Source organism: Nitrospirota bacterium (assembly GCA_016180645.1).
Taxonomy (GTDB): Bacteria; JACPQY01; JACPQY01; order JACPQY01; family JACPQY01; genus JACPAV01.
The window spans coordinates 187,325-211,736 of record JACPAV010000003.1 but is presented as its reverse complement, the minus strand read 5'-3'; the positions used below and the strand labels follow the sequence as shown (position 1 = coordinate 211,736).

At 61.3% G+C, this 24,412-nt stretch carries 15 protein-coding genes; 12 read left to right on the top strand and 3 right to left on the bottom strand.

Annotation, left to right across the window (positions count from 1 at the left end; translation table 11 throughout):
• Nucleotides 1-139: 139 nt before the first annotated feature.
• On the bottom strand, nt 140-676 hold the full coding sequence (locus tag HYT87_02455) for a hypothetical protein (GenBank protein ID MBI2058611.1): 537 nt from the start codon (nt 674-676) through the stop codon (nt 140-142).
• A 116-nt stretch (nt 677-792) separates the two neighbouring features.
• On the opposite strand from HYT87_02455, the gene HYT87_02450 reads away from it, so the two are divergent.
• From HYT87_02450 to HYT87_02405, 10 genes are all read left to right on the top strand, one after another.
• Complete coding sequence (locus tag HYT87_02450) at nt 793-1,488, top strand: HAD family phosphatase (GenBank protein MBI2058610.1); 696 nt, start codon at nt 793-795, stop codon at nt 1,486-1,488.
• A 166-nt stretch (nt 1,489-1,654) separates the two neighbouring features.
• Nucleotides 1,655-2,047, top strand: coding sequence for an MGMT family protein (locus HYT87_02445; GenBank protein ID MBI2058609.1), 393 nt, complete (start codon nt 1,655-1,657; stop codon nt 2,045-2,047).
• Nucleotides 2,048-2,080: 33 nt separating this feature from the next.
• On the top strand, nt 2,081-2,713 hold the full coding sequence (locus HYT87_02440) for a hypothetical protein (protein MBI2058608.1): 633 nt from the start codon (nt 2,081-2,083) through the stop codon (nt 2,711-2,713).
• A gap of 15 nt (nt 2,714-2,728) precedes the next feature.
• Nucleotides 2,729-3,214, top strand: a complete 486-nt coding sequence (locus tag HYT87_02435) for a cyclic nucleotide-binding domain-containing protein (GenBank protein MBI2058607.1) — start codon at nt 2,729-2,731, stop codon at nt 3,212-3,214.
• Nucleotides 3,215-3,302: 88 nt separating this feature from the next.
• Nucleotides 3,303-3,791, top strand: a complete 489-nt coding sequence (locus HYT87_02430) for a hypothetical protein (GenBank protein MBI2058606.1) — start codon at nt 3,303-3,305, stop codon at nt 3,789-3,791.
• Nucleotides 3,788-5,308 carry a GMC family oxidoreductase gene (locus HYT87_02425; protein ID MBI2058605.1) on the top strand — a complete coding sequence of 507 codons (1,521 nt, stop codon included), beginning with the start codon at nt 3,788-3,790 and terminating at the stop codon, nt 5,306-5,308. The genes HYT87_02430 and HYT87_02425 overlap by 4 nt, the downstream gene beginning before the upstream one ends.
• A 156-nt stretch (nt 5,309-5,464) precedes the next feature.
• Complete coding sequence (locus HYT87_02420) at nt 5,465-10,618, top strand: carboxypeptidase-like regulatory domain-containing protein (protein MBI2058604.1); 5,154 nt, start codon at nt 5,465-5,467, stop codon at nt 10,616-10,618.
• 194 nt (nt 10,619-10,812) lie between these two features.
• Nucleotides 10,813-15,231 carry a carboxypeptidase-like regulatory domain-containing protein gene (locus tag HYT87_02415; protein MBI2058603.1) on the top strand — a complete coding sequence of 1,473 codons (4,419 nt, stop codon included), beginning with the start codon at nt 10,813-10,815 and terminating at the stop codon, nt 15,229-15,231.
• 99 nt (nt 15,232-15,330) lie between these two features.
• Nucleotides 15,331-15,570 carry a DUF2191 domain-containing protein gene (locus tag HYT87_02410; protein MBI2058602.1) on the top strand — a complete coding sequence of 80 codons (240 nt, stop codon included), beginning with the start codon at nt 15,331-15,333 and terminating at the stop codon, nt 15,568-15,570.
• A gap of 23 nt (nt 15,571-15,593) precedes the next feature.
• On the top strand, nt 15,594-15,995 hold the full coding sequence (locus HYT87_02405; GenBank protein MBI2058601.1) for a PIN domain-containing protein: 402 nt from the start codon (nt 15,594-15,596) through the stop codon (nt 15,993-15,995).
• A 40-nt stretch (nt 15,996-16,035) separates the two neighbouring features.
• Here the strand turns inward: HYT87_02405 and HYT87_02400 are convergent, their stop codons facing one another.
• Both HYT87_02400 and HYT87_02395 read right to left on the bottom strand, forming a co-directional pair.
• Nucleotides 16,036-16,173: a hypothetical protein gene (locus HYT87_02400; GenBank protein MBI2058600.1), complete on the bottom strand. Its 138-nt coding sequence runs from the start codon at nt 16,171-16,173 to the stop codon at nt 16,036-16,038.
• A 121-nt stretch (nt 16,174-16,294) separates the two neighbouring features.
• Nucleotides 16,295-19,726 carry a hypothetical protein gene (locus tag HYT87_02395; GenBank protein ID MBI2058599.1) on the bottom strand — a complete coding sequence of 1,144 codons (3,432 nt, stop codon included), beginning with the start codon at nt 19,724-19,726 and terminating at the stop codon, nt 16,295-16,297.
• Between the two features lie 118 nt (nt 19,727-19,844).
• Between HYT87_02395 and HYT87_02390 the strand changes: the two genes are divergently transcribed.
• Together HYT87_02390 and HYT87_02385 are read left to right on the top strand one after the other, a co-directional pair.
• Nucleotides 19,845-20,606: an enoyl-CoA hydratase/isomerase family protein gene (locus HYT87_02390; protein ID MBI2058598.1), complete on the top strand. Its 762-nt coding sequence runs from the start codon at nt 19,845-19,847 to the stop codon at nt 20,604-20,606.
• A 94-nt stretch (nt 20,607-20,700) separates the two neighbouring features.
• Nucleotides 20,701-24,393: a hypothetical protein gene (locus tag HYT87_02385; GenBank protein ID MBI2058597.1), complete on the top strand. Its 3,693-nt coding sequence runs from the start codon at nt 20,701-20,703 to the stop codon at nt 24,391-24,393.
• Nucleotides 24,394-24,412 lie beyond the last annotated feature (19 nt).

Here is a 24,412-nt window from a genome sequence, read left to right as displayed (position 1 = left end):
GTGGATAGAACGCCGGAAACCGGGGAATCCTCGAAATTCTCGGAGGGCATCGAGGGAAGCCGCCGACAGGGCCGCCGGGTCGGCGAGGATAGAGTCCGCGGGAAGAATACGCCGAAGCCGGGAGAGCAGGGAGGGAATACTACTTCCTGCCGAGGAGGGCGTCGAGTTCCGCAAGGGCCTGCTGGAGATTCGCATTTTCGGGGTCCAGACGGAGCCCTTCGTCGATGAGCTGTGCGGCGCGCTGCCTGTCGCCCGCCATCAGCCAGTGCTGGCTCCAGATGTAGTTTCCCTCGGCCAACGCCCTGTTCTGTCCGCTCTTGATCTCCGCGGCGCGCTGTTCGAGAGCGGATTCCGACGGAGCTGCTTTTTCCTCCGCGGGGGCTCTACCGGACAAGAGATCCCGCAACGCCGGCAGTGCGGTGGGCTGGGCCACGGGAACGATTCGAGGCTTGCGCTTCTCACGGAACGGTGCGAACCGCCAGGCGGTGTTGAGGAACCGGCCGGCGGTCTTCAGGTCCCCGGCCGTGGCGGCTTTGAATCCTTCCGAGGCGAGAAGCCGCACACCCGAACGCTCCGCCGTGGGAGAGGTAAAGATCCATGCGGTAATTCCCGCGATGGGGAGGATCGGAATGAGGAGGAGCTTGAGCAGAGTCTTCATCCTCGTTAACGGTTGCATCTTTCATCCGACAGGTCAAGGATACCCGCTCGACCATGACCCCACCACCCGAAACGCCCCGCCGCACGGCGGGGCCGAGAAAATCTCGGCCCCCCGGGCCGGTTTCAGGTGGTGGGGTGATTCGAGCCCTTATTTTCGATTGCGACGGGGTGATTGCGGACACGGAGCCGGCGCACTACGCCATGTTCAACCGCGTATTGAAAATCCGCGGCTACTCCATGACGCGGGAGGAGTACGACCGCCGCTACCTCGCGCTGAATGATCGGGAATGTTTCACGGCGTTCAGTGTCCACCATGGGCTCGGCTGGAGCCGCGATGCAATTCTGAAGTGCGCGCGGGAAAAAGCCCGTCACTATGGAGGATTCCTGGCGAACGGCCGGCTGAAGATCTATCCCGGCGTGCGCCGGTTCGTGCGGGTCGCCGCGGGTCATGTGCCACTGGCCGTCTATTCGGGGGCTCTGAAGAGCGAGGTGAAACACATTCTGCGCAGCGCAGGGCTGAACGGTCACTTTCGGGCGATCGTCGCATCGGACGATGTAGCCCGCGGGAAACCGCATCCGGAGGGTTACCGGAAAGCTCTCGATCGGTTGAATCGGATGACGGCGAAGAAGATACACTCCCACGAATGCTTGGTGGTGGAGGATTCTCCCCCGGGGTTGGAATCGGCGCGCAAAGCCGGGATGCGGTCCCTAGCCGTGACCAACAGTTATGCTCCGGCACGGTTGCACAAGGCCGATTGGATCGTCCGGTCGCTCTCGGAGGTGACTTGGGAGGACATTCTTGAGCGTTTTCCGACATCACCGGGAAGATAGTCATTTGCACGGCGTGAACGAAACCATTCTCCGAACCGTGGGATTTCCCGCCCTTCGAGTGCAAGCGGGGCCCAAGGGTATCCGGCGGGTGGAATTTCTGAAAACGAGTCGACACGGAAGTCCTTGTGGTGGAACGGCGGAGGGGTCCGCGCTCCTCCGCAAGACGGTGGATCTGCTCAACCGGTATTTTCGAGGCCGGCATGTCGATTTCGGATCGCTCGATCTTGATCTTTCAGGGGCGAGCTCGTTTCAGCGGAGGGTCTACCGCGTACTGAAATCCATGCCGCGCGGCGAGGTGCGGACCTACGGGTGGATCGCATCGAGAATCGGCAAGCCGAATGCGTCCAGGGCCGTGGGGAGAGCGTTGGGCGCAAATCCCCTTCCGATTCTTCTGCCGTGTCACCGGGTGGTCGCATCACTTGCTTTCTCACGCGGCCATCCGGGCCGCATCGAGACGTGGCAAGTGCGGGCGTCTCTCCTGACCCCCGCAAATGGCTTGGGAGGGTTCTCCTGTGGGCTTGATATTAAGAGACGATTGTTGGAACTTGAGGGGGGGTGACATTTCTTTTGAAAAGAGCTAGCATTGCCGGCCATGGTAGATCTCTCAACCAAGGCTGAATTCAAGCAGAAGGTACAGGCTCTTGCGGAGAAAGCCCAGGGGATGCACTGGCGCGAGATCCGCCGTTTGGATCCTGCCCTCTTCGATGAAATCAAGAAACGATACGGGAGTCTGCGCCGCGCCTTTGTAAAACTTGGCATCGAGGTTCGGATGAAGGGCGGGGGCCGCCAGAAAGGACCGTACAAGTGGACGAAGGAATCCATCCTCAAGCATCTGAAGGAATTCATCGGCACGCGGGAATCGGTGGAAATCATGGAGATCTACAAAGCGGGGTCGTATCTCTACAAGAAGACGATCCAGTATTTTGGCAGTCTTGAGGAGGCGCTGAAGCAGGACCCCGATCTTCAGAACGTGAAGATCATTCGGCGGGAAAAAGGCCGGAAGCCGATCCCGCTCTCGAAGGAAACGAAAGTGATGCTGGAGAATCTGTGGCGCGGCGTGTTCGAGGGCGCCGGCGGCGATGAACAGAGGATGGCTCCGGCGGATATCTTGAAGATGTACGTTGACCTGTACGGCAGCGCCGAAGCCGCGGCCCAATACCTGAATATTTCCGTCGACGAGCTTCAAAAGAAGATCGCCATTTCCGTACCACCGACCGCGGCCTGACGCGACTGCGCTTCCTTGGGCGCCGAAGAACTCGTCCTCAAGCTCAAGAAAAACGTTCCCCTTTTCCGCGATTTCACCGATGCGGAAATTCTCCAGCTGCTCAAACACGCGAAGATTCAGCCGTACCAGCAAAACCAGGTCATTTTCCGCGAGAAAGATCCCGGACACTGCATGTTTTTGATTCTGTCGGGGGAGGTGCGAATTCATCGGAGGACGCCGGGCGGGGCGGACCAAATCCTGGCGACCCTTCCTGCCGGGAGCTATTTTGGGGAGATGGCTCTGATTGATGGCCTCCCGCGATCGGCGCAGGCCTCGGCGCGCGCCGATTCGACGTTGATGGCTCTGGACGAAGAAACGCTGGCCATCGCCGATCCCGCCCTCGTAATCAAGCTCTTCAAGAGCTTCGCGCGGGTCCTGTCCGATCGACTGCGTGCCGTCAACCTTCAGGTGAAGGAACTGAACGAGAAGCTCGAGGCGAAACCGAAGGCGGCGGGAGAGTAGGCAGCGGGATCGATCCCTCCCGGTTTGACTCCCTGCGTGCCGCACGGTAAACGGGGCGCATGTTCCGAGTCGACTCCCTGAAGAACCTATGAGCGGACGTGATCTCCTCTCCCCTTTCGAGCGGCGATTGATCATCGCTTTCGCCGAGGCGGCGATTCCCAAGGGGGAGCGATTGAAGATATCCGTGGCGGATATTCGTGAACCCTGGCTCGCGAAATTCGAGGAATTGCTCTCCAGCATGCCTTCGGAACAGCGGGCCGGTCTGAGGTCGCTCCTCCGCCTGATTGAGGTCTCGCCGTTCTTATTCTCGCTCCGACTTTCCAGGTTTACACGGATGAGCCTGGATGACCGGGAGGCCTTCCTTTCCTCATGGGAATCCAGCCGGTGGCTGGGACGGCGCCTCTATCTTCTCATGCTCAAGGCCGTGGTCGGGATGTGTTTTTGCAGCATGGACGAAGTCGAGCGGGAGCTTGGGTACGACCGGATGTGCTTGGGCGAGGCGCAGCCATCAGCTCTCAGCGGTCAGCTTTCAGCCCAGGAATCAGGAACCAGGAACGAGGAACCCGGCTCAAGATGATTGTCACGGGGCGCGACATCACACGGGACCTCAGGCTTGAGACGGAGATCTGCGTCATCGGCTCGGGAGCAGGCGGCGCGGTGATCGGCAAGGAACTGCGGGAGGCCGGACGGGACGTGATCGTCCTGGAAGAGGGGGGGCATTTCACCCGCGAGCAGTTCAACCGTGAGCCGTTCGACATGACGCGGCTCATGTATCGTGACGGCGGCGGGATGGCCACGATCGGGATCCCTCCCGTGCTTCTTCCTCTCGGGCGGACCGTGGGCGGGACGACGACGATCAACTCCGGAACGTGCTTTCGAACGCCGGACAAGGTACTCGAACATTGGGAGCGCAATCTCAAGATCTCCGAAGTTTCGCCGCGGGCCATGGATCGCTTCTTCACCAAGGTCGAAAAGATACAGAACGTCTCGACCGTGAAAGAGGAACTGATCGGGCGCAATTCCCGGGTGGTCCGTCGCGGCGCCGCGCAGCTCGGGTACAGCCACGGCATTCTGAAGCGCAACGTGAACGAGAATTGTCGGGGATGCGGCGTCTGCTGCTTTGGCTGTCCTTCGGATGCGAAGATGGCCCTGCATCTCACCTACATCCCGGCCGGCGTAGTCATGGGCATGAAAGTCTATGCGAATTGCCGGGCAGAGCGGCTGCGCACCGCGGAAGGGCGCGTGGCGGCCGTAGAAGGGAATGTCATCGATCCGGAAACGCACAAGCCCACCCATCGTTTTGAAGTGAGGGCCCGGATCTTCATCGTGGCGGGCGGAACGATCATGACTCCGTTCTTTCTCAAGAAGAACCGGCTCTTCAATTCGAGCGGACAGGTTGGGAAGAACCTCACGATCCATCCCGCCGTGCGGGTGCAGGCCCTATTCGACGAGGAAATCTACGGCTGGCATGGCGTGCCCCAGAGCTACTACGTGGACCAGTTCAAGGACCTGGGGATCATGATGGAGGGGGCGCACGGTCCACCTTCGCTCATGTCGTCATCCTTGCCGTTCATAGGACGGAAATACGCGGACCTGCTGGCCCAGATCAAGAACGTGGCGGCCTTCGGCGTGATGGTCTCGGATACTTCGAAGGGGACGGTGTACAACATCTGGGGGAGACCGGTCGTCTGGTATCAAATCAACCGTTACGACGCGGACCGACTCATGAAGGGAGTCGTCGAGATGTCGCGCATCTTCTTTGCGGCCGGGGCGAAGGAGGTCTACACGACGCTCCACGGCATGCCCGTGCTCAAGTCCATGGACGATCTCAAGAAACTGGAAGCGATGAAAGTGAAGCGAGGCCACCTGGAGATGAGCGCGTTTCATCCGTTGGGAACGTGCCGGATGGGATCGAATCCGCGCGAATCGGTTGTCGATCCCTATGGTCGCGTCCACGAGATGAAGAACGTGTTCATCTGCGACGGGAGCATTTTCCCAACCTCACTGGGAGTCAACCCTCAGATCACCATCATGGCGTTTGCCACGCGCAACGCCGAGTACATCGCCAACCAGTTCACCCGCCTGGGGGGGTAACCTCGCACCGGTCCAATCCCCACACGCCGGAGGGGTCGTCGGATCCGACCCTCTCGGCTGGTGATCTGCGATACAGACAACGAAGCGGCATTTTGCTAGGCTTCTCTACGAGATGCATCTTGGGGTGAGGCTATGCCAAGGCGAAGGGAGGGAGTCATGAAGGATGTCACCCGTCTGGCTGGAAAAGTTTTCGCTGTTTTGTTTCTTTTATCCATTCCCATTGGCTGCGGAGGCAAGAAGTCCGAATCTGGACCCGCGGGGTCCGGGGGATCGGCGACCAGCGAGGCCAAAGCGCAGGCGGTTCAGGAGGCGGTGACCGGCGTGGCGTTCGATCCCGCGACAGCGGCGAAAGACACGGGCGCGGTGCGGGGAGTGGCCACGGCATCGGGCGTGCGGGGGATCGACTTGGGTGGGGCGGAGCAGGGGGTGAGGGGCGGCGTTCGCGGAGGCGTGCGCGGGATCGCACTCCGGCAGGCTCAGGGCAGGCTTGTCGAACCACGTCGGCAGGCGGAGGGTGAGCAACCCGTGTCCGGGGCGCGCGTTCGCATTGAGGGCACCTCCCTCGAAACGATTTCGAACGAGAGAGGCGAGTTTGTCATTCCGTTCGTACCGCCTGGGAACCACATGATCGTGGGTGACAAGCAGGGCGAGTCCGGAGAGGTTTATGCTTTTTCGCAGAGCGCCGCGGTAACGCCCGGCACGGAGATCGACCTGGGATCGCTCTCTTTGGCCGAGACCGGTGCGATCAGGGGGCAGGTGAAGAGGACGGATGCCACGAGCCAGTTGGGCATCGACGTGTTCATTCCCGGAACCAACTTCGTTGCCAAGACGGATGACGATGGCAACTTCAATATCATCTATGTTCCAAAAGGCGTCTACAAACTTGCAGCCATGTTCCCCGGTTTCGAGCCGTTCCGGTGGAAGGACGTGGCGGTGGAGTCCAAGCAAACGACACAACTTTCGGCGGTTGAATTGAAGCGGGCCGCGCAGGACAAGGCGACGGCGGCGAGCATTTTCGGCCGGGTGACGGCTTCCGGGGGCGGGGGCGTGAGGGATGTAACCGTGAGCACGGTGCCGGATACGCGGCGGGTGCAGACGGACTCGGCCGGCAATTTCATCATCTCGAACATCGCACCGGGCGTCTATCTCGTTGGCGCCGTCCGGCCGGGATTCTCGGAGAATTCGGCGTTTGTCGATATTACGGAAAGTCTCTTCGATCAGGTCGAGATCCGCCTGGCGCCCAGCGCGCAGGTGCTTTCGTCGGCCGAGACCGGCATCAAAGCCGGTGCCGCCCCGAGCGTTTCGATCGATGGGCCCAATTCCGTTTCGCCGGGGGCGACCGTCGCCTTCAAGGCCGGCGTCTCGGATGCGGACAGTGACAAGCTGTATCTCAAGTGGAAATCGAGCGGCGGGTCTTTTGACTCGACGTGGAGTGCGGAGGTGAACTGGACGGCTCCCGCATCCAAGGGCGTGTTCATCATCGAGGTGACGGTCACCGATGGCGTGATGAGCGACCGTGCGACGACCGCGGTGTCCGTCGCGCCCGAAGGTCAAACGGTGACCTTGGACACGACTCCGCCGTTTCCGCCGCGACCGGACAAACTGACGGTCAAGATGAATCCGCCGGGGTCCGACGATTCGATTGAAGGCAAGGCCGGCTGCGTGGAAGCGAGCGCGATGGTCAAATTCTATGCCGATGGACTGCTCTCTACGCTTCTGGGATCGGTCACCGCCGCCTCGGACGGTGCGTTCGCCGCGGTGAAAGTGGGCGATAACAAAGGTGACCAGAACGATCAAATATTCATCGGTGTTTTCGACCCAGCCGGCAACCTCAGCCCGGTCTACTTCATCGTGAACGACAAGACCCCGCCGGATACGGTCATTACGGCTACTCCCTGCTCGGCCGGGCAAAGCACCTGTCTTTCCGCCAAGGATGCGGCGACGTTCTCATTCAACACCACCGAACCGGGCGCGGCATTCGAATGCAAATTGGACGAGGGCGCGTATGGTGTCTGCGCGAGTCCGTTCACGAGCTCGTCGCTGACGAACGGTTCCCACCTTTTTTATGTCCGTGCGAAGGATGTGGCGTCCAACGTGGACCCCTTCCCTGCGTCCTTCACGTGGGCGGTCGATGCGTCCGCGCCCCTTGTCGGATCGATCACCGCATCCAACGCGAGCACGGCCACCCACGTGGACGGCGGCTTCGACCTCTCGGCAACGATCACGGAAGTCGGATCGAGCCTCGCCTCGTGCGAAGTATGCCTCAGCGCCGACGGCACCTGCGACACCGAGTGGAAACCTGCGGGACTCACAGGGATTCCACCGACCTACACCTGCACGGCGACCGCCCTGACCTGCACGGACGCCCAGAACCTCACCCTCAACCTCCGCGCGATCGATCAGGCGCAGAACGTGGCAATCGGTACGGCCTTGAGCCGGAAATGCGACACGCTGGCGCCGGCGACGACCTCCGACGCACCGGCATCCTGGGTCAATACGGATGTCACGGTGACACTGACGAAGACCGATGCCGGCTCCGGGACCACCGGCGGGAGCGCCACCACGCTCTTCTGCAAGGACCCGTCCGACATCTGCACGCCCGACACCGGGGGCACGAGTGCGACCGTTACCTGCGCGGCGGGTACCGTGTGCCAGCAGTACGTGCGTTACTTCTCGCGGGATGCGGTGGGCAACCAGGAAAACGCCAAGTCGGCCCTCGTGAGGATCGACAAACAGGCTCCTTCCTCGTCCATCTCCAGTCCCGTAGGAGGCGCCCTGTTCCCGGTGGCGGGCCCGACGGTCAACCTGACCGGCACGGCGGCGGATGGCTCCGGATCGGGCATCCAAAAGGTCGACACTTCTTCAAACGGTGGCGCGGCCTATTCATCGGCGACCGGCACGACCTCCTGGTCCGCCTCCTTCACGGCCACCAAGATCAATCATAATGTCCGAAGCCGGGCTACGGACGCTGCCGGGAACGTCGAGACTCCGTCCGCCGGAATTACCGTGTGGCTGATGGAGATGTTCGAAGCCGACGGAGCCGGTCACTTGGACGGCTCCGGCAACATGGTCTACACGCGGGGGGGCATTAACGATCCGGACGGCACGGGCCTGAATCCGACGGATGGCGGCGATCACAGCGTCGGCATCGCCGTCGACACGGTCGGAAATCGGCTCTTCGTGGCGGACATGATGTACCACCGGGTTCTCGTTTTCACTCTAACCGATGCACCCTCGAACGAAACTCTGGCCGATCGAATTGCGGATTTCGTTCTCGGTCAAGCGGACCTGTACTCGACCGAATCCGCCACGACCTCTTCCCGGATGAACAGGCCCAGGGGTGTGGCGTACAACGGTGACGGGGCCACCAAGTACCTGTACGTTTCCGACAGCGGGAATCACCGGATCCTCATCTTCGACGTCACGTCCATTACGAACGGCGAGGCGGCCATCAAGGTATTGGGCCAGGTCAACTTCATCACGGGATCGGCCAACACCGAGAATGCCGGCGCGGGCTGTGGGGACGGCGTGGGAACGAGCGTAACCGCCTGCGGACTGAACATGCCGGTCGGCCTGGCCTACTCGGGAAACATTCTGTACGCCGCGGACAAGACCAACAATCGGATACTGTTGTATGACGTCACGGCCATTTCGGACGGGGAAGCGGCGACCAAAGTGATCGGGCAGGCCGATCTCACGAGCAATACGGATTCCTGCACGCAGAGCGGGTTTTCCTTCGGAACGCGGAGTGTCGCGCTGGACACCGCCGGGAGCAGACTGTTTGCATCGGACAACTATCGGACCTTGGTGTTTGCACTCCCCATCGGCGGGCCTCCCGGGCCGAACGCGGCGAATGTCCTTGGCGCGGCGAACTTCACGACCTGCGGGTGCCCAGGGGCCGGCCAGTCGGCTGCCACATGCGGTGTTCAGGGCGGGGCCTATGTGGCGACCGCTCCGAAACAGTTCTTTCAGGCAAGCTCGAACGCCCACCGTGTCCTGGTTTTCGACGTGGACGCGATCGTGGATGCGGAGGCCGCGACGGCCGTTCTGGGCCAGGCAAACTATACGGACTCGGCCGCCTCCGTCGGCACGAACAGAATGAGCACACCGGCAGGGCTGGTGGGTGACGCCGGCTCAGGAAAACTCTGGGTAGTCGACGCGGGTAACAAACGTGTCATGGTTTATGCCGCATTCACGACCGGCTCCAACGCCTCCGATCTCCTCGGCCATTTTGACGCTTCCGGGGCAATCTACACGGCGAACGAGGCGGGGAACCCCCGCGCCAGCGCCTTTGAGAGTCCCAACGATGTGGCTCTGGATCTCACCAACGGCAGACTCTTTGCGAGCGACAGCAGCAACAACCGGATCCTCGTCTTCAACCTCAATGCGAACAGGCTGCTCACGGATCGAACGGCCGATTTTGTTCTTGGACAGGGGAATTTCAGCGAGACGGCCTCGGGCGCAACCGCAACGACCCTGAACAATCCCAAGGGTATCGACTACGACGCCACAAACAATCGGCTCTACGTGGCGGACACGAACAACAATCGCGTCCTCATGTACGACGTGGCTTCCATAACGAATGGCGAGCCCGCTGCAAAAGTTCTTGGCCAGCCGGACATGACGACCGTTTCGAGCGGCACGACGCAATCCAAGATGTACCAGCCGGAGGACGTTGCCGTGCGCGGCGGGACGCTTTACACGGTGGAAGGCGGTGCCGGAGCGGGAGTCGGAAACAACCGTGTCCTCACCTTCAACGTGGGAGGCGTGATCACCGACGGTCAGGCGGCCGTCAATGTGCTCGGCCAGACGAATTTCAACAACAATACCAACCAATGCTCCAGGTCCCGATTCCACGATGCGAAGCGACTCGCCCTCAACGGATCGGGCTCCCTTCTTTTCGTGGCCGACGCCACCAACAACCGAGTGGTGGTATACGATGTGTCGACTGTTGTGGACGGGGAGGAAGCGGCGAATGTCCTGGGACAGGGCAGCTTCGGCACCTGCGCGAGCGGCCTCTCGGCCGGCCAGATGAATCAGCCGAATGGACTTGCATACGACACGGACAACAACTGGCTGTTCGTTGCGGACAGGGGGAACAACCGGACGCTCCTGTTTGACGTCAGCTCGCTCGCAGACGGACTTTCAGCCAAGACGGAAATCGGGCAGGCCGATCTGATCTCCAGCACGGCCAAAACCGATACCGGCGGCCAGACGAGCCCCACGGGCGCGGCCTTCGATGCCGCCCGCGACCGCCTCTGGGTCGTCGATTCCGGCAACCACCGGATCCTCGCCTACAACATCCCGTAGCGCCCGCCGCGTTTCCCTCGTTGACCGCGGGGGTGCCGGCATGCGGCATGTTCAATTAGTGTGACCTCCAAGATCCACAGTGTGGGGGTACGTGTGATCTGAGTCACAGACTATTGTGGTTCTTCGTGCTAAGTTCGACCCGGTCTATGCCGACAGTGTGTGCGCATCGCGCCAAAGCCGAAAGGAGGCCAACCATGAACGTTCAAATTGTCCACCGTGCCCCGCTGTCCGTTGTGTGCAGCTTCTGGTGTGCCGCGTGTCTTCTTGCCCTCGTGGCAAATCTCGGCTGTAGCGGCGGCAAGAGCAAGGGTGGGGAGAGTGCCTCTAAGAACCAGGGGACTTTGCCAAACGTTAGTGGGGAGCTGTCCTCGGGCGGCGCCGGAGAGGTGACCGCCGCTCTTCCGCCGGGCACCGGGGCCGTGAAGGGATCGGTGAAGGCGGAGGGGGGGCGGGCCATTGACTTGACGGGCGCCGAGCAGGGCGTTCGCGGGGGAGTCCGGGGCAGCGTGCGGGGGATGGATTTACGCGGCGCGGAGCAAGGTGTTCGGGCCGTTCCGGCGCGCCATCCGGTGGCAGAAGGGTCCCTCGATCCTTGCGCGGTGTCGAAAAAGTACGGCGACAACGTTTGCGATGGAAACTGCCAGCAGTTCGATCCGGATTGCAAGCTTCCCGATCCGGGTTCACTTGCCCTGCTTCGGATCTACTACAGTTATCTGAGAGCATACCGTTTGGGCGAGGTGAAAGTGGGGGGAGCAGACGTGGAATCCGCGTTTACAGTGTATCTAGGATACGAGGAATACGCGTTTGATGATTGGGCTACATGGAGAAAGAACTTGGATTCCCATCGAATCAGTGGGTTGCCCGATCCCCGGAGTGGCTATGTTGTGGACAGCCTCTGGAATGAGTCTTATGAAATCGACTCGTTCAGCGAAGGGTATCGCTCAGGAGGGCTTCGCTGGGATGAAATTGATGAGTTTATGGGACGTTTGGATCAGTGCCAGGAGGAGTTTCTAGTTCTGCACCAGGCCAACGGCATTTGCGAGAGTTGGGGGTTTGACGGGTATACGGCGGCAAGCTATTTCGCGAGTGTGCACCAGCGAGCGGAGGACGAGTTCAGTAAGGGGCGGTTCGGTTCGGGCTACGGCCAGTATCTGGATCCGCATAGGACGAACGACCCGCCGCTACCACGCCTTCTCAAGGCCTGTTTCGAATTGTCTGACAGCACGGACTGTGCGTCAGTCGCGCCGGACGTCTGCATTGCCGAAAAGAAATACTCGAACGGTTCCTGCGATCCGGATTGCGCCGTTCCGGACCCCGATTGCGTGGTCCGTCAGGCGAGCGGCTTGGCTACGATCATGGGCGCTGAGGTGTGCCTTGAGGGAACCAGCTTCTGCACGTACTCCGACGAGAACGGCAATTACCAACTGGCGGGCGCTCCGCCGGGCGAGTACCTGCTCATCATTCGCAAGCAGGGCAGGAGCGGCCAAACCTACGCCGTGTCTCAGAGCGTGGTGATTGCCGCGGGGAACGTAGTGGCGGTGGCGGCCAAGGCACTAGAGGAGTCGGGGTCCATCTCCGGGAAAGCACTCCGGTCCGATGCCAAGAACCATCTCGGAACGGACGTTTTTGTGCCCGGAACCAGTTTTACGGCCAAGACGGACGAAAAGGGCAGCTTCATTCTTCTCAATGTTCCGGTCGGTCGCTATCCGCTCGCCGCCATGTTCCCCGGTTTCGAGGCGTTCAAGTGGGAGAGCGTAGAGGTCAAGGCGAAGTCGGACACCAAGCTGGCGGAAGTCCAGTTGGTTCATGCTCCGGCGGAAGTGAAGCCCCGCACGGTCTCGGGACAGGTTGTGGACACGGATGGATTGGGTGTCGGCGGCGCCATCGTGTCTACCGTCCCCGATTCGGAGAAAGCAACGGCGGACGGAAACGGCAATTTCGTCCTCAAGGGGTTGCAGCCGATCAGCTACGTGATCCAGGCGAATCGCGCCGGATACAGCTCGAATTCGAGGCGGGTGGATCTGTCCGCAACGGAAAGCGTGGACGTGACGATTCTTGTGGCCAACTTCCAGGGCCGCCAGACCAATACACCCCCGATGGTACAGATCAAGGGCGTTCCCACCGCCCAACCCGGCGAAACGATTACTCTCACGGCCGAGGTGGCCGATCCGGACTCAGACGACACGTTATTTGCAAGATGGAAGGCAAACGGGGGAACGCTCTCCGCCGCCGCTGTGGCTTCGGCGCCGCGCCGCGAGAACGATATCGTGACGACCGCGACTGAAGCCGCTCCGGCCATACCGACTTTCCAAACCCAGTGGACAGCTCCATCGCAGCAGGGGGTGTTCATTGTGGAGGCCAATGCGACGGACGGGAAATCGGCCGGGTTCGCATTCCATTTGATCACCGTGGCCCAGCCGGGAAATACCGTGCGGATCGACACGACCCGTCCGCCCATGCCGGACGCTTCCCTGGTGACGGTCGCGATGAATGCGCCGGGCAAGTCGGACACCATCTCCGGCGCGGCGAAGGCCGTCGAGCCGGGGGCCAGTATCAAGATCTATGAGGATGATCTCCTGCGCAAGAAGATCGCCGAGGGTGTGGCGAATTCCGACGGCTCCTTCGATTCCATCGACCTCGGCGACAACAAGGGCGACGCAAACGATCTCCTGTATCTCATTGTCTATGACGCCTTCGGCAACAAGAGCGACCGGTTCTTCTTCCTCAACGACAAACGCCCACCCGAGGTGACTCTCACCATGCAGCCTTGCAGCTTGGGAACGTTCTGTTATGTGGCCGGGACCGAGGCTTCCTTTGAATTCGTGGTCAACGAGCCCGACGCCGCGCTCGAATGCAGCTTTAACGGAGCGGCCTACACGGCCTGTACATCGCCGCGCGCCGACAAGGGCCTTGCGGCCGGTAATTACAGCCTGTTGATCCGCGCGACGGACAGAGCCGGAAACGTGGATCTTTCGCCCGCGGTGGCCGCTTGGGGCGTGGACACGGTTTCCCCGTCGGCGGGTACGGTCAACGTCACGAGTACAGCGACGGTCACTCATGTGGACAGTCCGTTCGACCTGAGCGCGAACTTCTCCGAATCCGGCTCCGGCATCGATCTCTGCGAATACTGCAAATCCACAGACGGAACGTGCGATTCGGAGTGGACAACTGCTACTTTCCTGGGAGGGACATGTTCCTGGACGGGGATCACCTGCACGGACGCTCAGAGCCTGACACTCAACATGCGGGCGACGGACAAGAAGGGAAATAACGGAACGGGAACGGCGGCGTCTCGCACTTGCGACACGAGTGTTGGGAGCGTCACCGTGCGGGATGCGATCGGCGGCGACCAGGATATCCAGACGAAAACGACCTCCCTTGCCGGCGGCTGGACGACGGCCTCCGATACGAGCGGCGTGGACCGGTACGAGTTCGCCGTGGGAACCACCACCTGTAGCGGTGCTTCGCCCTCAAATATCACCGCTTTTGCGAGCAACAGTTTGAACACCTCGTTCAGTCTGGGCGCCCTCTCCCTGACTCAAGGCACCTCGTACTACGTCAACGTCAAAACGTTCGACAAAGTAGGGAACTCCCGCTGCGATTCCTCGGATGGCATCATGGTGGTAAGCCAGGCCGCCGTTGTCACGGGCAACGCCGGTCGATACACCGCCATCGCCGTCGACTCGAACGGCAAGACTCACATCTCCTACTATGACGTCACCAATGGGGACCTGAAGTATGCCTACAATACGACGGGAACGTGGACGGTTGAATCGGTTGATACCGGAGGCGACGTCGGCCAGTATACTTCCGTGGCTCTCGATTCCAGCAACAAGGCCCATATCTCCTACTACGATGCAACCAATACGGCCCTGAAATACGCGACCAATTCGTCGGGTTCGTGGGTCGCCACCACCGTGGACAATACAGGCACCGACCTCGGACAGTACACATCCCTTGCACTCGACTCGAACGGGAAGGTCCACATCGCCTACTACGATGTGACGGATGCGGATCTGGAGTATGCCACGAATGCCTCGGGATCCTGGGTTATTACGGCGAACGTCGATGCGGGGGGGAATGTCGGGACGTACGCGAGTATCGCCGTCGGCACGGATAATAAGGCCTATGTGGCTTACTACGACGTCACCAATACCGATCCGAAGTATGCGACCAATGCTTCGGGCGCCTGGGTGGCGGCCACGATCGATACGGCGCCTGGCGCGGGAACATCCATTGCACTGGACTCCGGCAACAAGGCACACGTATCGTTCTGGGACAACGCCAATACGGATCAGCGGTATGCGACCAATGCATCAGGTTCCTGGGTCGTTTCGACGATGGCCTTCCTGACGGGCGCAACAACGCCGGAATCTTCCATCAAGGTCGACTCGAACGGAAAAGTCCACGCCTGCCACCAGGATGTGACGGATCTCGACCTTCTCTACTCGACCAATACGTCGGGGGCCTGGACGAACACGAGGCTGGATTCAACCGGCAACGTCGGGCGGTACTGCTCGATCGCCCTTGATCCGGGCGGCAATCCTCATATCAGCTACACATTGGACCCCACGGTGGATTCCGACCTCAAGTACATCGCGGTCAATCCCTAGTATAATAGGTGACAGTATACTTTATTTCATCCAATAGAGTATACTGTCACCGTCATTACGGAATTGACATATATCTGCAAAGATGATACATAAATCTGCATGAGGACGACGCTGGATCTGGATGACGGCCTCGTGCGCGCGGCCAAGCGGCGGGCGCTGGAAGCGGGCACGACGCTTACGCGCGTCATCGAAGATGCCCTCCGGTTGGTTCTTCGCCCGCCGGCGAAGAAGCAGAAACCCTTCCGGCTCAAGCTGTTGACCTTCAAGGGAGAACTTAGGCCGGGGGTGGATCTATCGGATCGGGACAGCCTCTACGAGATCATGGAGGGTCGGAAATAGTCGCTGTTGACACCAACATCCTGGTGTACGCCCATTGGGAAGACTCACCCAAGCATGACCTCGCCGCAGGAAAATTGAAGGAGCTGGCCGGGCGCGACGACCCTTGGGGCCTGCCGGTCTTCTGCGTGGCTGAATTCTTGCGCGTGGTGACCCACCCGGGCATTCTGAAGGAGCCGCGTACACACGATCAGGCGACGGAAGCTCTCGGAAGACTCCTCCAATCTCCGAATGTAGGGGTTCTTCTACCCGGTGATCGGTTCCTCGGCCTTCTGGGTGAGACCATTCGGAAATACGAAGTGAGAGGTAATCTGGTATTTGATGCACAGATCGTCGCCCTATGCAGGGAGTCCGGTGTCGACTCGATCTTGACGGACGACGGAGATTTCCACCGCTTCCGCGAGCTTACCGTCTTGAAGCTGGAGTAGTTTTTCGGAACGCTTCGGGGTCGGTGTCCTTTGCCCGGCGCTACTGGAGTTCCACCTCGACGAGCCGGATTTCGCCCGTCCAGGGGCCGGTGGAACGGAAGTAGGTGACGTACTCGATCTTGCCGCCGTCCCGTCCCTTCACGGCCGTCGTCGTCTCGAGCGGTCCCAATTCACGCACGGAGGCGATCGACGCAGGGCGGGCCGGGCGATCCGTCTTTTCGCCGGAGGCGCAGGATACGCACAGGGGGAAGGACCAGGAGGGATCGCCGCCACCGCCGCATGAAGGTCGGGGTTCTACACTACTGGGATGCTCGGGCGAGGAGGGAAGAGGCGTACGAACTCATCTGGCCCGTGGCGCCGCAGACTTCGGCCTGGATCTCGACCCAGTTGACGAAAGCGTTGATGACACGGTCGTCCGTGGAAACGTAGCCCGTGGCGGGGGCGGCGCCGATCGTCCGGCTGCACACGCCGGTGCTCGTATTTGTGAGTTCCGTGATCAGCCTGTCGGAAGCCTTGAAGAGTCCTTTCAAGGCGGGATCTTTCATTCGGAGGTAGAGCAGGAAACCTCCTCCTCTCGCCGCTCTGAACAGGTGGTCCGCCGGCGCGCCCGCGGCGTTCAGGAGCGCTTCGTTTACAAAAAGACCGTCCTTGGCGAGCTGGGCGGAAAAATGATCGCTGTCGCCGAAGGTGAGGGAGGCTGACCAATCCTTCACGCCTTGCTTGTCCCGGCAGACGTAGGCTGAGGTGTATCCCGGGGCGGTTGGACGGCCGTAGGGGCATTTCGGGGCATCCGCGTTGACCTCCGCTTCCAGGACGAGCCGAGTGGTGGAGCCGGAGCCGGTGGACGCGGGGGTGAGGGCGCTCAGGCCCGACTCGAAGAGGACGGCCGGAAAGATCTGGAAAGCGTCTCCGAACGTGTCGGCAAAGGTATCGAACAGGAGTGTGGTGACCTCGCGGGAGGTCAGACCGCTCGATTTGTCGGTGAGAACGGTGGGAAGCTTGGAGAGGACGGCGGCTTGACGCGGGAAGAGCCCTGTGTAGTCGATGGCCCGTCCATTCTGCGTGCGAGGGAGCTGAAGCGTCAGCCCTTGGGGCGCGGTGGGGCAGCCTTCGGCCGCGGTCTGAAGGAGAAGGAGGGACGCGAGAGCGCTGTAAGCTGGGGGCAGGATGTTGAGGGTGATGGTGTCACAGCCGTTCAGGAGGCCGTCACCGCCGTCGTCGAACCGCACGATGGCATCTTTCTCCCGGCCGGCTTCGAGAGCCGTCACCAGCGCCGGCTTGGCGGTGCCGCCGCCCAGGACCCACTTCGATGCCTGCACGGCGCTGTCCCGGGCGGTTCGGAGGCGGTCTGCTCCTCCTGCGATACTCAGTGGACCGCCCAGCAGTTTCAGAATGAGCCCATCCACCTGATCGATGGTCGTCAACACTTGGCCCGCCGTTTCGAAATCGAAGTTCAATCCACTGTCCATGAGGTACGTGGCCTCGCTCAGAAGGCTGGTGATGTCCACGTGCGCCGCCAGGAAGTAGATCGCGGAGTGCAGGCCTTCACCCAGGGCGCCGAGCGTGCGGAACGCCGCCTCGTTGTAGAGGCCGCCCAGCTCGAAGGTGAAACTTCCCAGGACGATTGGGGTGGGACCCAGCCGGTAGCCGCCGGGCTTGGCGATCGAATTTCCGAGGGCGGCGACCGTCCCGGCGAGATCTTTTCCGCATTGGGCGAGCCCTCCCTCGATGCACGGGGTATCCGGGCTGACGATGGAGATCACGGGGCTGACGAAGGTATTGGCGCCGGGCAAACCGCCCGAAGACAGGCCCGTCATGGCGCCGAGGAAATCGGTAATGGGTTTCAGAGTTTGGGCCAGATTGTAAACGACAAGCAGAAAGCGGACGTCGTCCAAACGGGCCGGATCGAGGGCGGCGAGTCTTTCCAGGGCCGCTTCAGTGATCGTTTGGGTTTGGCCCGGAACGGGTCTTTCGTTTGGCGCGAAGGCGATCCGGGTCCGAAGCAGACGGAGGAGGTCTTCCCCCTCGGTCGTTCCGTTTCCGTTCGCGTCGATGGCAAGCTCCTCGGGAGTGGCCTGGGCCAGAGCCGCCAGCAGGTCCTTCTCCGTGGCGCCCGTGGTGGCCGCCGTCGGCTTCTTGGCGAGCGTGGGAGCGATTTCCAACTCGGCGATGGCCTCGGAGAGCGTGGCAGGGCAATGGCCGCCGATCACGCATACCTCCGCCGATGCAATATCCGCGAGGGCGATCAAGGCCCTTCCGTCGCAATCTTCCCCGCCGTTGAAGGTCACCGTGGCGGTCTTGTCGCCCTTGAGTTCGACCTTGCCGGAGAGAGGCTCCAGCGCGCAGTCCGTGCTCCGCGTTACTTTCTTCATGACGACTTGGATCGAACCTTCCGGCGGGACCTCGTCCTCGTCCTTCGCTTGGAGGAGTTTCCCTCCCTGGGCCGTCTGCGACAGCCGCAGGGTTCCATCCAGGGTGAACACGCCGGCGGGATCGACACGAACAGTCATGTGATCGTAGGCGGCGCCGAACGTGGTCGTCCTCCAACCGGGTGGGCCGATCCGCCCCCGCCCCGATGAGTCGACGAGCCATTGCGAGAAGCTTAGAGACCCGTTTGCTTCTGTCTCCCCGGTCTTCCATGCGATCTGCGGCGATCCGACCAGGAGAGGCATGGGATCGGTGCCGGCCACATCCACCCACAGGTCTCCCTCCGTAGACAAGCGGCCGGTCTGGGCGGCCGGATCGGCCACGCCCTGCGCATGGGCCGAACCCCTGACCGCCAGGGTGAGCGATTTCGATTGGAGGGTGAAGGGTTCCGCCACGGCAATCTGGAGATTGGCTTCGGTATCCGTCAATTTTCCGGTGAGGGTGATGGTGCCGGCGTATGCGGTCTCCCCGATCGGTCCGCGAGGGTTGGTGCACCCGCCCGTGATCGCGATATCCACGAGTCCGGTGGCGGCGTCCGACCGGTTTGTCACTTGAGGGCAGGCGGCGGACTTGGATGGCGTTGCTCCCGTGGCGGGTGAGCCGCCTGAGCCGGGGCCGGAGGAGGAGGTTTCCGCCCTGTAGGGAAACCTCCAAGCCTTGCGGGTTGTGGGTGTGGTCCCGGCAGTCGTGGCGGGCGTGGAGGACGCACCGAGGAGCTGGCAGACATCGAATCCGGTTGGTCCAAGAATGTCTGCGCACATGGCTTCATCCGCCAGCGTCAAATCGAGCTCGCAAACCGATCCTCCTGCCAAGATCGACTTGCACGAATCGGCCATGACCTTCGTGAGTCCCGGGCAGGCGCATATCTTCTGATAGAAGGCTTGGCAGGATGGCCCCAGCGAAACGGCCTTCCCGTCGGTTCCGCAGCCGTCCGATGGCGTCGTTGTGCCGCCCTCCTTCACATCCGGAGTGGGAAAGATGTTCTTTTCATCCAGATGAGCGGCGACCGATAGACCTAGTCCGATGATGGAGAGGGCTTCTTCGCGGAGGGAAAACTTGAGGGCCTCGTCCGCATCCTCTTTCTTGAACGATTCGGTGAGTGAGATGGGACCGGGGATGCGATCGAGCCATTTCACCGCGTCCCCGAGGGTTGTGATTTTGACGGGAGGGGCGGTGTCGATGATGTGTTCCACTTCGCCCTCAGGGCCCTTGGCGCCTTGTTCGTTGCCGGGCAGCTCCACGCCGCAGGCAAATCCTCCCCACGCAGCCAAGGCAAGCGGAAGCATCGCGTATTTGTGCACCAAGGCCCTCGTGGACCATCCTACCGTTCCGCGGAGTGAAGTCAAGCCGCCGAGCCGTGCCTGGTTTTGCGTTGCAAAGACCGATCGGCCTCTCTAGAATGCTCGGCGGAAGGAGGATCTCTTGCCGAATGTTCTGACCGAAACGAATGGCTCCGTTCTCAAGATCACCTTCAACCGGCCCGACGCCCTCAATGCCATCAATCAGGCCACGGCCAGGGAATTGGATGAGGCCGTCGCCACGCTGGCGGGCGATCCGGAGGTCAAGGTTGGGCTCTTTACCGGGGCGGGAGACAAAGCCTTTGTGGCGGGCGCGGACGTGAAGGAGATTCCCATCGGCGATCCGGCGAAATCCCGCGCGTTCATCGAGCGGATGCAGAAGGTGACGCGAGAAATTGAAACGTGCCGGAAGCCGACCATCGCGGCGATCAACGGGTTCGCGTTGGGAGGAGGGATGGAAGTTGCGCTCGCCTGTTCCATCCGGATTGCATCGGAGAAGGCGAAAATGGGATTGCCGGAAATCAACCTCGGAATCATGCCCGGTTGGGGAGGCACCCAGCGGCTTGCGCGTCTCGTCGGCGTGGGGAGGGCGATGCACCTGACATTGACCGGTGATTTCGTCACCGCCCAGGAAGCCCTTGCGATGGGATTGGTCACGAAAGTCGTCCCGCCGGAAAAATTGGCGGAAGAGGCGGACACTCTTGCGGCGAAACTGGCGCAGAAGGCCGGTCCCGCCATGGCGGCCATCCTCCAGGCCGTTAAGGAGAGTATGGAACTCCCGACCTCGAAGGGACTGGAACTGGAATCCCGCCTGTTCGAATACCTCTCCACGACCCAGGAAGCGGCGGAGGGCGTGAAGGCGTTCATCGAGAAACGTAAAGCGTGAAGTGTGAAGGGTGATGTGAAACCCCAGGAAGACGTGAAGGGTGAGGTGTGATGAGTGAAGTGAAACCCCGGGAAGACGTGAACGGTGATGTGCCATGAGTGATGTGAAACCCCGATTCTTGATCCATCGCATCACTCATCACTCATCACTCATCACGCTCTTTGTCACGCTTCACGCATCACTCCTCACGTCCGCCTGCGACGGCCTCGGCGGGAGCGGGGTCGGTCTTGCCGGTCTGCGGCCCACGAAGGACGTCAACGGTGGCACGGGCGATGGAGTGAAGGTGGCGTGGGAACCGCTGGCCAAGCCCGATCCGCGGATTCCCTTTCCGAACAACGTGCTCACGCGTTTCGACCCGGATGCGATCACGGGGTTGAAGGTCAATCTCCCGCTGGACGCATCGACGGAACTGGAGAACAGCGTTCGCCGCGGTCTCAATGAATTGGACGGCTTCGGAACGTATGCGCCGATCACCGTGCCCTTCGACGGTCCGATCAACGTCAATACGGTCCGATACAACGCGCTGGACCCCGCCGATCGGACGAACAGCGTCTATCTGATCCGGATCGATACTCTTGATGCATCGCCGGTCGACCTCGGGGAGGGGTTCTTCCCGTTCGACGTCAAGGGCGGCGCGGATGACTACTGGGCGAACGATCCGCTCAAGAACTGGCCCTCATTCCTGTACCACCCCTTCAATCGCGCGCTCTTCAATTTGGGGCGGGAGAAACCGCTTGAACTCAAGGCGATGCTCGAATCCGGCAAAAAACCAATGGCCGATCCGGCGAGGGGGAGTCGCTGGGAGTTTTTCGACTACTCCTCGAACACCCTTCTGTTCAGACCTCTGGAACCGCTGGTGGAGAAATCCAAATACGCCGTCATTCTCACCACTCGAATCCACGATCTCAATGACCAATCGATCCGATCGCCGTTTGACTCGATCAACCACGTCTTCCAGACCGAATCGCTGCGGCCCGTGTGGGACGGCCTCGACCGCTTTGGCTTGATCCAGAGTGAAGTGGCTTTCATGTGGGCTTACACGACGCAATGCGTCTCGTGCGACCTCGTCCAGATCCGGCAGGGGATGGACGGTCAAGGGCCGTTCGCCCGGCTCCGGCAGATGTTTCCGGCGCGAATCCTGACCCTCTACGATCTGAGCGTGCGCGAACCGCTCAACGCGAGGGACGTCAAGCTCATCGGCTTCCAGGATCGGCCCGACATCGAGCGGGATGAGAACCCCTACATCCTCCGGAGCTCCTTTCTCGCGGGGCTGGTGAACGATATCTTCAATGGCGCGCTGAAATCGCTGGTGGCCGGCGCCATCGGCGAGGCGCCGCTTCCCCTCGAATACCAGACGGCCTTCCACAACGTCGATTACTCCGTGTTCGGAAGTTTCATTTCACCCTCGTTCGTCGAAAACGAGCGGGGCGTGTTTTCGCTCAACGCGGCGACGGGAGAATTCGACGCGCGCATGATGGAGGACCCGTGGGACGGCGATCGAGGCATCCCCTTCGTCATCACCGTTCCCAAACCCACCAGGGAAAACAACTGCGGTCCCCCGCCGTATCCCGTGGTCATCTACGGTCACGGCAACACCGCTTCCGGCTTCACGGCGCTATTCCAAGCAAACTACCTCGCGCGATATTGCATCGCCACGGCGGGCCTGGACTATTACGGCCACGGACCGCTGTTCGATCTCTTCCGCCTGTTTGAAAACTTGCCGACGGATCGGGACCCGAATTTGGATGACGTCGCCAAGGCTCTGGAACCGTTCGGCGTCGATGCGGAAAGTCTGGGCAACGTGGCGGGAATCGATGTGAGCGCGCTCGTGCCCGCGATCACCGGGTTGGCGACGACCATTCTGAACGGGAGCATCTTCCCGATGATCGGGCTGGAGCCTCCACGGGATCAGTACAAGCACATCCGGGAGGTGTCGGACGCGCTCAAGAGCGTGGGCCTCTTCCGTGCGCTCCTCTTCTACGGGCGGTCGCATGATACGAACGGCGACGGCGTGCGCGACCAGGGAGACAGCTTCTTCGATGTGAATATTCAGAAGACGCGCGACCATTTCCGTCAGTCGGCCGTGGATGCCATGCAGTTCGCGCGCGTGATCAAGAACTTCTGCCGCGATAACGACCGTAACGGGAAGTTGGACATGATGGAGGGGAATTTTGACCTGGACGAGGAAGTGGGCGCGAACGGCCTGATCGGGACCTGCGACGTCGGAGGTCCGGACCGCGAGATCTATTATACGAGCACGTCCCTGGGCGGCATCATCGGCAGCATTCTGACGGGTGTCGATCCGCTCGTCACCCGATCGGCGCTCACCGTTCCGGGGGGGGGGCTGCTGGACATCCTCATCCGAACGAGCCTCGGCTCCGTGGCCAAGCGGGTGTACTTCGGCATTGTGGGTACGACCGTGGTCGGGCGTCCGGTGGAGAAGGACGGGCAGATCCTTGACGGCGTCATCGGTCTTTCTGTGAACGAAACCGGGGGCAAAGGCGGCAAGGTGAAGGTGAAAGACCTCGCGTGCGACGTCAAAGAGGAATGCGAGCTTCCGATTCTGGACGGGTCGACGGTGATCATTCACAACGTGCGATCCGGCGAGGCGAGGCGATTCACGGCCGGTCCAAATCCAAATGATCCGGCGTGGGATTTTGTGAAAGGCGGGAACTTCTCGGGGCGTGTGGCGGCCGATCCCGGCGACACCATTGTGGTCACCGTTCCCGCTGAAGCCGCGGATGGTCTGACCCTTCCGGCCGTGGTCCTTCCGCAGGATGCCTGCCGGTACGTCCGGAGCCAATACGGCTGGCCGTGCGCTCAATTCAAGGTCAAGAAAGGCCAGGAAGGGCTCGGGACCGACCGTAACTCATCGCACCTGACGTTCCTGGCTTCCGTGGCCCAAACGGTGATGGAGCGCGCCGACCCCATCAACTACGCGCCGTTCTACAACGTGCGTCCCCTCGCCGATGTCGGTCCGAAGAAAGTGGTGATCCAAGTCTCCACGGGGGACATGACCGTGCCGATCAACACGGGCGTGGCGCTCGCCAGAGCGGCAGGGTACATCGATCACCTGACCCATCTTGCTTTCGTCAAATCCGGGCTGGCCTATGGATATGCGCTCCGGCAGCAGGCGTGCATGGTGCTGGATCCCGGCGCTACGTGCTTCGGCTCCGGCGAGGAAGGGACCGAGAACACACGGGCGCCGCTGATCTCGGAACTGTCGTGGACGAAAGAGACGCGCGACGGCCGGTACTTTTCCGGCTTCCGCCCCTACAATGCCGATCAACACGCATGGTACCTCCTGCCGATACCCTATGAGGATATCGGGAGGGACGGCGCCGACGGCAAAGGAATTTTCAATTCCTCCGAGGACGGCTACGATCCCTACGAGAATCCCGATCCGTCCGGAGACAATTATTGTCCGGAGACGAACGCGAACGGTCCGGAGGGCAATCGTCGGCTTGATGGATTCGAAGACGAGTCCATCGAAGGCGACCACGCGAAAGGCAACGGGTACCTGGATATCGACTTGACGCAGGCCGCGCAGCAGCAGGCGGGGACGCTTTTCCGCTACGGATACATTCGCAACGTTACGCCCACCGATCCGGATGCCATGATGTGCGAATGTTTCGTGAATGATGACATCTGGCGGAAATCCGGTTCGGAGCGGCTGGACGGTTTCGTCACGGACAGCCTGGAGGAGTGCGTCAACGCCGGCGGACATCTCTCGTGCATCACGAATCCGCTGTGCAGAGAATTCGGCTCGCCTCCTTGGTGGCCGTGAGTCGTGATCCAGTGACCCC